Raw genomic sequence first — 9,514 nt, 5'->3', positions numbered from 1 at the left:
AGGAATAAAAGTCATAATAACTGAAGAATCCTATACCTCACAATCCAGTGCTTTAGATAGGGATGAGTTACCTAAATATGGTGAAGAAAAACCATTATTTAAGGGAAAAAGGTTAGCTAGGGGACTTGATAAAATGGGAACAAATCAGTTGTTAAATGCCGATGTCAATGGATCATTTAACATCATCAGAAAAGTAATTCCTGATGTCATTGACCAGGGAATAAAGGGTTTGCCGTTTAATCCTGTAGTGCTTGACCCACTTGTTAGTGAGCCTGTCGAACTACGAATGACTAAGCTTTCAGGCTTTTAAGTAAGTTTGAGTAAGTTTAGTTGAGCGGTTGATAAGCTGTTGACTATCTAAATCACTCGTTAAGACTGCACCGGGGTTGAGAGCAGGGAAACGAGCGATCGCTGTCTGCTTAGTCGATGTGTTCGGCAATGATGCCAGTGCGACGGTTGCGGTGAGGTGAAATTGAGAGACTTTCTCAGAAAGATGAAGTATAACCTAATTTGCTAGTGCCTTCGGCATCGCACTTTAACCCACAGTTTCAATCAATGTGCATGGTGCGTTCCCCAAAAATCTATTAGTGGAGCAGTAGGAGCCACCTTAGGGAACGCACCCTACCAGCTGAATTCACCCGCCATTTTGGTCTATTTTCCAGCATCAGTGGCTTTTTGACAGTTTCAATCAATGTGCATGGTGCGTTCCCCAAAATCTATTAGTGGAGTAGTAGGAGCCATATTAGGGAACGCACCCTACGGCGATAGCGTACTGCTATCAGTATAGACCCCGTTTCCACACAGAAACCAGAAGAGCCAAATGTTCCCATTCTTATCAAGATCGATCAAGGTATTTTCATTGATTTCTTGAGTCTCGACAATGGGATTGTTATTGAACTCTAGGTATAGAGTGTCCGTATCTTGAAAGTAGGTGATTTTCATGGCTGACTTGGGTTATCAAGAGTTTCTAATCTACTTCTAATAGTGATTCATTTGGTGGGCGATTGCGGTTTTGAGAATTGTCCATCATATTTGAACGTTAAGCCACAGCAAAGCCTGTATATTGACGTATTTTAGGTTCATGAAATCCCCAAACAATATCTTCTTTAGCAATGCCTGCGCTTAGTAATTCTTTGGTGATACCGTCTTCGGTGTTGTCACATTGTACCCAAATTTTGTCGTTAATAATTTCTAAATGAATCAGACAATTATGATAACGCTGATTCTGTTGCCAACCTTCTGAAATGACGAGATATTGATCATTCTGAGGATCAAAAGCTAGACGATTTTGAATGTCCGCATTGTTATAAATAATTTGGCTATAGGGGACAAGAATCTGATGAATAATTTTGCGGTAATGGTTTAGTTTATCCATTGGGTGATTACCTCAGTTTCGGGGTTAAAGATAATTAGTTTTAGTGTTTTTTCTTCAAGGAGTATTTGACCAATTTCTTGATGAAATAAGCTGTTGAAAGTTTTTTCCCGAATAGCAAGATAAAGAGTTCTATCTAAAAGTTGGCGAAAGTTTTATCTTAGACTGAGACTAATTCAGGTTCACTGATCAGCCGTAGAAGTTTTGAGTGATCAACGGTTTCCATCGCAAAGGTTTGGCCGTTTTGATCGGTAAAATCAATCAGAAAAGCTTGCTGATTAAAAGACATTAAAACAGTTCCCATTTGTCCGCGACGCAGAAGGATGGGCTGATGGGTCGTTTTGTGAGTAGCCGTAACATCTTCCGTTAGGGCAACGAGATCGTATTCTTGAATGGTGTTCATCATGGGCTAGTTAATTAATGGGATAGACATTAGTAAGACGAGGAAAATTTTCAGTTATTTGGACAATCCAGCAACTTAAAATTAAGGATTCTCCGATGTCGGTACAGAGGTTAAATTTCAGATCATAGTGAGTGCCATATTGATCGATTTTATAAAGTTCGGCTTCTCCTTCCATTACTGCTTTTTTAAGAGCATTTTCTAGGATTTCTTTATTAGCTAAGGTAATCCCTAATCTTTGTTTGAAAAGCAAGGCTTTATGTTTTCCTTTTGAATGCTCAGGATTGAGGCAGTAACGTTCAAGTTTGTCTCCTAGGTTGGCTTGATCGGCATTGGGAAGTTTCATTTTATTTGTTGGCTTCTCCTAAGTTTCCCTGAATTTGCCCTAACAGTTCCTCACACTCTTTAACTAAGGGAATACCCAATTCTTGGCATAATTCAAGCGCTTCTTGGCAGTAGTTGAGAGCGCGATCGCAGTGATTCATTTTGTGGGCTATTTCGACAAAGGCTTTTCAATGATTCTTTATCTACCGAAATTTTACGGGAAATAACGATAGAATTCTCGACGATGAAGAACACGAGCAAATGTAATTGTATCTTCTTCAACAAAAAAAACAATTCTATAGTCACCAATTCCGATACGATAGGCATTATATTCTCCTTTTAATTTTTTAAGGTTGTTAATTTCGCTTAACTGCTAAAATATCAGTAAAGACAAGATTTTTGATGACTGAGTAAGGGGAGGTACTTTTTAAATCTTTAAGATCCTTGATAAAAGTAGGAAGATAGTTAATTTTCATTCTTTTTCTAATTCAAGTAAAGCTTCCTCCAAAGTTAAGGGAGTTTCATCTTTAACGTCTATCATGGCCCGATAGAGTCCAGTATCTTCATAGGTTTCTATTATTTGTTGATAATCTTCAAAATTAATGATAACTTGCTGTATCTGACCTTGATTATCCATAATCAAGTCTTGAGCAAAGGGATAATCTTTGATGTTCATAATTAATTGTTCCTCATTTTGTGTACGGTTTGCATTATTCACACTCCTTTGTTTCCAATTCTAATAGGACGGGAATTAAGTCTTTGGCAATATCAATGACAGCATCTATTGTATCAGCTTCAGCGACAAGTCCTTGTATATCGGGACTGGTGGCGACATAGTAATCTTGTCCGTTTTCTTGAAAGCGCTCAATAGTGAGGTTAATTGGGTTTTGCATGGAAAATCAATAAGGTTTAAAGTTTGCCTGTTAGTTTTTGTGATTAATTTGCTCAAGTTTCCTCTTTTCAGGTTTACCATAATAAATTTTCAGTATATCGCTTAAATAACTCATCTTTAGTGATAATCGGAATATTTTCAGTTAAGCTTTGAGCGATTATTAGGCGATCAAAAGGATCTTTATGGTAGTAAGGGAGTCTCTTGAGTTGTTCGAGATGTTCGGCGTTAATAGATAGTATATCAAAGCCGTTATTATAAACATAATTTTGAATTAAATTTGGGAAAGTTGTCTTTAATTCTAATCTGTTAAGGCTGGCTTTGATGGACATTTCCCAAAGACTAGCGATACTTAATCGTTTTTGATATTGATTATTTTCGATCAGAGAACGGGCAGCATCACTAAGATTATTATCACCTTCGATAAACCATAAAAAGGCGTGGGTATCCATTAAAATTTTCATGGCATATATTCCTCAAATTCTTCGATGGGATCATCAAAATTGTCAAGCATTTTAACGATGCCTTTTGCGCTTCCATATTGGGGATGTTTAACAGTAGTAGGAAGAGAAATGAGTTGAAAGTCTTGACCTTCATGATTCTGGATAATAACTTGTTCACCTTTTGAGGCAGCTTTAAGGAGGTCAGAAAGTTGACTTTGGGCTTCGTTTAAAGTTAGTTTTATCATAGCTTTGTTCAGTTAAATATTAATTTTTGAGATAATAATTTACCTTAATTATTCTCTAACGTAGCCTGAATTTCTCCTAACAATTCCTCACAATCTTTAACCAACGGAATCCCCAATTCTTGGCATAATTCAAGCGCTTGTTGGCAATGGCTGAGGGCAAGTTCAGGGCGATTAGTTTGGTGGGCGATTTCGGCGAGGACTTTTAAACTACGGGCGGTTAATTCTTTAAACTTAATCTTTTGAGAAATAACTAAGGATGCTTGAATTTTGCTTTCTGCCTCGCTGTAGTTTTCTAGTTTGCTCAACGCTTCTCCTATGTTGTGTAGAGAAATTGCCACCCCTTGCCGAAAGCCGATTTCTTTACTGATGTCGTGATGTTGCTGGAAATAGGCGATCGCTTTTTTATACTGCCCCAAGGAACCATAACAAATGCCTAAATTACCGAGAGAAATTGCCACCCCTTTCTGATAGCCGATTTCTTTACTGATGTCGTGATATTGCTGGTAGAGGGCGATCGCTATTTCATACTGTCCTAGGTCATAATAACAATTGCCTAAACCACATAGAAAATGTGCTACCCCTTGCCGAAAGCCGATTTCTTCACTGATGTGGTGATGTTGCTGGAAATAGGCGAACGCTTTTTCAGACTGCCCCAAGGAACCATAACAAATGCCTAAATTAACGAGAGAAATTGCCACCCCTTGCCGATAGCCGATTTCTTCATTGATTTTGAGAGATTGCTGCTGGTGGGTAATAGCCTTTTCAACCTGCCCTAATAAGTAATAACAAATGCCTAAATTAACGAGAGAAATTGCCACCCCTTGCTGATCGCCGATTTCTTCACTGATGTCGTGATATTGCTGGTAATAGGAAATGGCTTTTTCATGCTGTCCCGGGGAACTATAACAATTGCCAAGAAGGACTAACGAGTTACGATAACAAACTTGTTCCCGTTGACTCCCTGCAATAATTTGCTCATAAAGTTCTGCTTGCTTACGATAAAATCCTTGTAAATCTAAAAAACTATTAACCGATTTATTTTTCCCTTCTCCGCCTCTTTCCTGATACAAAATATCATAAGCTAACTGCCATTCTCCCAATTCCCCTGCATGGTGAAACGCCTCTAAATATTCCTTCAAATCTTCCAAGGATTCCCAGGGAGGGACAGGTAAATGAGCTAAATAATAATCTAAGGCTAATTGATGGGCAGATCGCAATATTTCAGGATTTGCTTGATCTTGCACCACCATGGAAATTAAAGGCAAAAACTGAAACTGTCGCCGTTTTACATTGTATTCGGGGGGAAATTCTTGTAATAAAGACAAACGAGCTAAATAGCGTAAATCTTCCTCAGTTATTTCTGGAATTAACCCCTGGGCTAACCTGTCATCAAAACTCTCGCGCAATACCGATAACCGCGTTAAACTCTCCCTAAATTCTTTCGATAATCGCGCTAAACTGGCGGTAATCACTTCTCTGACACAGGTTTCCGTGTCGCGGTGATACCCTTCCACATCAAACATATTTAAGCCTAAATTTTGCGACTCGGTGACAGAAACCCCTTCGCCAAACTCATCACTCATCCAACTACAAACCAGTTGCATTAAGAGAGGATGTCGTCCCATCTTGTGGACAAATTCGGCTAATTCTTGATTAGTTCCTGTCAAACCGTAATTCACCCTCACCCACTGGCTTGCGTGCGCTGCTGCTAATCCCCCCAGGCGCAACCAATGACAACGCCGCGTTAAATTGGCGACAAAACTCGGCTGTTCCCGACTGGTAATCAGGATTTTACTCTGGTTTCCCGACCCCAACCAACGGATCAAAAATTGCCCATAAACTGAATCTCCCGCCGTCTGAACTACTGTTTCTAAGTTGTCGAGAATCAACAGACAAGGCGCGGTAATTAGTCCCCGTATCATCTGCTGAATTAACGTCTCATCGTTCCATTTTTCATCGTAGGGTTGCTCCAAATTTTCTAATAACCAGCGTCCAAATTGCGCTACTGAATAACGCTCCCTAAAACTAACCCATAACACCCGCCAATGAGGGTTTAACTTCTCTTTGAACTTCACCGCTAAAGCCGATTTCCCATAGCCTCCTGCGGCGGTTATCCCGATTAAGCGTACTTTGTCATTGCTGAGGGCGGTTTGTAGTTCCTTGATTTCATCCTGTCGTCCCTGCCATTCATCTACTGGCGGAGGTGTGGTATTTAGGGTTGCTGATTGCGTTGGGGCTAACTTTGTCTGTTCCCTACCAGACGACTCCAGCTAATGCTCTTTGTTAGTGTCACTGGTATAGTAATGGTTATGGTTTCCCCCCAAAAATTTAGCTTCAACATTTTTGTTGAATTGATAACCCTGGGATTGATCCTTGTTAATTTGAGTATTGCGGATCTGTTTTTCCGTTGCGGCTAACTTAGCGGCTAATTCCTGGTTACCGCTCATCAACGCCCGCATTTCCGTTAATAATTCTGTAACTTCCGAATCAGCTAATACAGGTTCCAAGTCAATGACGGCTTGCTCAACTTCAGGTGCTTTGCCTGCGGTTAATAACTTTAAGGTTGGCGAGGTAGGAAATTTGCGTTGCAGTGTCGCCAACAAGGAATCGTTAAGATTTTCCCCAGTCTTGCCTAAAAAACCTGTGGCAATAGCAGCACCAGCCAAGGGAGCAATATTCGTGGCCCAAGTTATCAAAGTCACTAAGAGTGGTTCCATCAACAAAAACCTCTTGATTTTTTTCTAATGATACAGTTTTTCCCAAAAAAGAATAACGTTTGCTTAAACCGCCGTATCAATGAATCGGTGATCGCATTTATTTGATTGTTCTCGATTCCAAAGGAATAACTAATTTTAATACGCCCATTGTTAGTTAAGCAAAACCCACAGGCTGAAACTGAACATCGTTGATGATTTTAACCGTTTCTCCTGATTGCTTAATCACAAATAAACCGCGCCGATAAGCATAACTATCTATGCCCTGATCGATTTCAATCCCCGCTACTGCGCCATAAACCTGAAAGTCTCGAAATTGGGGAAAGGCTAACTTAAATCGCTGTAATCGATCGAGAAAGTCATCTACATCATCCTTCGAGAGTCGAGATTTACACTCCACCGCCACTAACTCACTGCCATTCACCGCCAGAATATCAATTTCCATCGCTGCCCCGGGACGTTTACTTTTTAAGCGACTCATGGTTTGGGTGACATCAATCCCCCGTTCTTGAAATAACTGCACAACCGCCGGCTCTACCATTTCTTCGACAAAACGCCCCCAACGGGTGGTTAAGTTATTGACGGCTTCGGTGGTGGCCTGTACCTGCTTTTTCAATTCTTCCATCGTGCGATCGGCTTCAGCACTGCGGCGATCAGCCTCAGCATTTCGTTGTTCAGCTTCAGCATTGCGGCGGTCCGCTTCAGCACTACGGCGCTCGGCTTCAACATTGCGGCGCTCGGCTTCAACATTGCGGCGTTCGGCTTCTTTTTGGAACTCGGCAAATTGAGCCTCGGTTCTTTCAAACAGTTTGTAAATATCGGCGATCGTAATAGCTTCTGACATGGGGTGTTCTTGTCTATTTGAGCAAAGCCGATCCTATTCTAGCAACTCGGCCGAATGTGCCAGTTTATCGGGAATTTAGCCCCGATCTTAATAAACCGATCGCTTCTGGTCTAGATTTCCGTTTAATGGCTGTATGTGATAAATTTCTGGCAATGTTTGAAGCCTATCACGTTCCGCTCTATTTAAAACTAGCTTTATAAGTAATGGCGGGAAGCGGATTTGAACCACTGACCTTCGGGTTATGAGCCCGACGAGCTACCAGACTGCTCTATCCCGCGTTGCTTTATTTAGTATAGAACTAAATCTCGGTAAATGCCAAGGAGTTTGTAATATTCCTTTACATTTACCGTCCGACCAGAGGTTAATACTTACGTTCCACGGGGGTGAAATCCTGAATCACTACGGGCATATAGTCGATATCGATGCCGGAGGGGGAATAATAGGCGAGGGTATGCTGAAGGAAATTTTGGTCATCCCGTTGGGGAAAATCCTCGCGGGAGTGGGCCCCTCGGCTTTCTTGACGATTGAGGGCAGAGGTGAGGATAATTTCCCCCACCACCATGAGACTTTGTAATTCCCAGGCCTCGATTAGTTCCGTATTCCAGCAATCCCCCCTATCATCGAGGTAAATCTGCTCGTATTGGCGCTTTAATTCGCCGATTTGTTTAATTCCCTCGCGCATGGTCGCTTCGGTGCGAAAAACGCCGCAATGTTGGGTCATACAGTCTTGGAATTGCTGACGTAGTTGACCGATGCGAATCGTGCCTTTTTTGGTCAATAGAGCGGTGATTTCCTCTTTAGCATCCTGAAGGTAAATATCGGGATTAAAGACGGGAAAAGCGCGTTTTTCGACGTATTTAGCGATCGATTTGCCGGTTCTTCTCCCATAGACCACACATTCTAACAGGGAATTACTGCCCAAACGATTAGCCCCGTGAACGGAGACACAGGAACATTCCCCGGCGGAGAAAAAGCCCTCGGTGAGGGTATCGGCACTTAAGCGAACGCGACCATCGGTATTAACGGGAATGCCGCCCATACAATAGTGAACTGTAGGACGTACAGGCATCGGTTCCTCTACCGCATCGACACCGACGAGACGGTGGGCCTCCTCCCAACAGAAGGGAATGCGACTCATAATTTTTTCCCGACCTAAATGGCGTAAATCCAGATAGACAAAGGGACCCCCGGCGCTACCGTCCAGATTTACCCCCCGGCCGGCGCGAATTTCTAGGGTAATGGCCCGGGAAGTGATGTCCCGGGGTGCCAATTCCATGCGCGAGGGGGCGTAGTCTTCCATAAAACGACGACCTTCGCTATTGATTAAATAAGCCCCTTCACCCCGGACTGCTTCTGAGATTAAAACACCGACGGGATAGAGTCCAGTGGGGTGAAATTGGACAAATTCCATGTCTTCTAGGGGAATACCCGCTTTGGCCGATAAAGCTAAACCGTCTCCCGTACAGGCGAAATCGTTGGAGGTGGTGTTATAAACGCGACCATAGCCCCCGGTCCCGAACATAATTGCTTTTGCCCGGAGGATTTCTAACTGTCCGGTGGCGATTTGGTACATAACCACGCCTTTGGCCGTACCTTCTTCGAGGATAAGGCGCAAAACATACCATTCATCGTAGATTTTTACCTGATTACGGCCTAAATTGCTGACTAATTCGTGCAGCATGGCGTGACCGGTTTTATCGGCGGCGTAACAGGCACGGTTATGGCTGTGACCGCCAAAGGCTCTTTGGGCAATGCGTCCATCTTCGAGACGGGAGAATAACACGCCTAGATGTTCCAATTCGATGATAACTTCGGGGGCTTCTTGGGTGAGAATATCCACCGCATCCTGGTCAGCCAGAAAATCGGAACCTTTGACAGTATCGTAGGCGTGGGCCTTGGGATTATCTTTGGGGTCAACGTTTTGCAGGGCGGCGGCGATACCCCCCTGGGCGGCGACGGAGTGGGAACGAATTGGGTGGGTTTTGGCAACGACAGCAACATCGATAGTCGGGTTGAGGCGTTTGATTTCTAAGGCGGCGCGGCATCCTGCTAACCCACCGCCCACTATAACGACATCGTGTTCTTTCATGGCTGATTTTCCTCCGGGCTTCTGTTTCTATGGTGGGGTTAGAATTGCTCGGAAGTCAGTTTTGTAACCGAGACTTTATATTTCAGGAGTCAGGAGTCAGGAGATAGGAGACAGGAGATAGGAGATAGGAGACAGGAGATAGGAGTCAGGAGACAGGAGATAGGAGACAGGAGATAGGAGACAGGAGACAGGAG

Annotated in this window: 12 protein-coding genes, 1 tRNA gene and 5 pseudogenes; 2 read left to right on the top strand and 16 right to left on the bottom strand. The window is 42.8% G+C overall.

Annotated features, from left to right (window positions below):
• Window positions 1-310, top strand: a pseudogene (locus tag IQ242_RS09280) (RNA-guided endonuclease TnpB family protein); the annotation flags it as partial.
• 509 nt (window positions 311-819) lie between these two features.
• Here the strand turns inward: IQ242_RS09280 and IQ242_RS09275 are convergent.
• The 14 genes and pseudogenes from IQ242_RS09275 to IQ242_RS09210 all read right to left on the bottom strand — a co-directional run.
• A pseudogene (locus IQ242_RS09275) lies at window positions 820-942 on the bottom strand (DUF2283 domain-containing protein); the annotation flags it as partial.
• Window positions 943-1,039: 97 nt separating this feature from the next.
• On the bottom strand, window positions 1,040-1,375 hold the full coding sequence (locus IQ242_RS09270) for a XisI protein (protein ID WP_193959764.1): 336 nt from the start codon (window positions 1,373-1,375) through the stop codon (window positions 1,040-1,042).
• Window positions 1,363-1,500 (bottom strand): annotated as a pseudogene (locus IQ242_RS09265) (element excision factor XisH family protein); the annotation flags it as partial. The gene IQ242_RS09270 and the pseudogene IQ242_RS09265, both read right to left, overlap by 13 nt.
• 32 nt (window positions 1,501-1,532) lie before the next feature.
• Window positions 1,533-1,775: a DUF4926 domain-containing protein gene (locus IQ242_RS09260; protein ID WP_012267894.1), complete on the bottom strand. Its 243-nt coding sequence runs from the start codon at window positions 1,773-1,775 to the stop codon at window positions 1,533-1,535.
• A 10-nt stretch (window positions 1,776-1,785) separates the two neighbouring features.
• Complete coding sequence (locus IQ242_RS09255; protein WP_002800853.1) at window positions 1,786-2,118, bottom strand: DUF6883 domain-containing protein; 333 nt, start codon at window positions 2,116-2,118, stop codon at window positions 1,786-1,788.
• A 1-nt stretch (window position 2,119) separates the two neighbouring features.
• A complete protein-coding gene (locus IQ242_RS09250) occupies window positions 2,120-2,257 on the bottom strand; it encodes a hypothetical protein (RefSeq protein ID WP_193959763.1) in 138 nt (45 codons plus the stop codon).
• A 53-nt stretch (window positions 2,258-2,310) separates the two neighbouring features.
• Window positions 2,311-2,572, bottom strand: a pseudogene (locus IQ242_RS09245) (type II toxin-antitoxin system RelE/ParE family toxin).
• Complete coding sequence (locus tag IQ242_RS09240; RefSeq protein ID WP_193959762.1) at window positions 2,569-2,772, bottom strand: hypothetical protein; 204 nt, start codon at window positions 2,770-2,772, stop codon at window positions 2,569-2,571. Before IQ242_RS09240 ends, IQ242_RS09245 begins: the two are co-directional and overlap by 4 nt.
• 34 nt (window positions 2,773-2,806) lie before the next feature.
• A complete protein-coding gene (locus IQ242_RS09235; RefSeq protein ID WP_193959761.1) occupies window positions 2,807-2,989 on the bottom strand; it encodes a DUF1902 domain-containing protein in 183 nt (60 codons plus the stop codon).
• A gap of 73 nt (window positions 2,990-3,062) precedes the next feature.
• Window positions 3,063-3,449 (bottom strand): type II toxin-antitoxin system VapC family toxin, encoded by a 387-nt coding sequence (locus IQ242_RS09230; RefSeq protein WP_193959760.1) that lies wholly within the window; start codon window positions 3,447-3,449, stop codon window positions 3,063-3,065.
• Entirely contained in the window at window positions 3,446-3,673 is a 228-nt protein-coding gene (locus tag IQ242_RS09225; RefSeq protein ID WP_002796331.1) for a type II toxin-antitoxin system Phd/YefM family antitoxin, read from the bottom strand. The genes IQ242_RS09230 and IQ242_RS09225 overlap by 4 nt, the downstream gene beginning before the upstream one ends.
• A 44-nt stretch (window positions 3,674-3,717) precedes the next feature.
• Window positions 3,718-5,904: pseudogene (locus IQ242_RS09220) on the bottom strand (tetratricopeptide repeat protein); the annotation flags it as partial.
• 39 nt (window positions 5,905-5,943) lie between these two features.
• A complete protein-coding gene (locus IQ242_RS09215; RefSeq protein WP_193959759.1) occupies window positions 5,944-6,390 on the bottom strand; it encodes a hypothetical protein in 447 nt (148 codons plus the stop codon).
• Window positions 6,391-6,544: 154 nt separating this feature from the next.
• Window positions 6,545-7,231, bottom strand: coding sequence for a DUF3782 domain-containing protein (locus IQ242_RS09210; RefSeq protein ID WP_147069102.1), 687 nt, complete (start codon window positions 7,229-7,231; stop codon window positions 6,545-6,547).
• 17 nt (window positions 7,232-7,248) lie between these two features.
• Here IQ242_RS09210 and IQ242_RS09205 point away from each other — a divergent pair, with 17 nt between their 5' ends.
• Entirely contained in the window at window positions 7,249-7,431 is a 183-nt protein-coding gene (locus IQ242_RS09205; protein ID WP_193959765.1) for a hypothetical protein, read from the top strand.
• 4 nt (window positions 7,432-7,435) lie between these two features.
• Here the strand turns inward: IQ242_RS09205 and IQ242_RS09200 are convergent.
• Window positions 7,436-7,509, bottom strand: a tRNA-Met gene (locus tag IQ242_RS09200).
• An 83-nt stretch (window positions 7,510-7,592) separates the two neighbouring features.
• Window positions 7,593-9,320 (bottom strand): succinate dehydrogenase/fumarate reductase flavoprotein subunit, encoded by a 1,728-nt coding sequence (locus tag IQ242_RS09195; RefSeq protein WP_106908804.1) that lies wholly within the window; start codon window positions 9,318-9,320, stop codon window positions 7,593-7,595.
• Between the last annotated feature and the right edge of the window lie 194 nt (window positions 9,321-9,514).

Source organism: Microcystis sp. LEGE 08355 (genome assembly GCF_015207185.1).
Taxonomy (GTDB): domain Bacteria; phylum Cyanobacteriota; class Cyanobacteriia; order Cyanobacteriales; family Microcystaceae; genus Microcystis; species Microcystis panniformis.
Note: the sequence above shows the minus strand (reverse complement) of the source record. Positions and strands in the feature narration are given on the sequence as shown.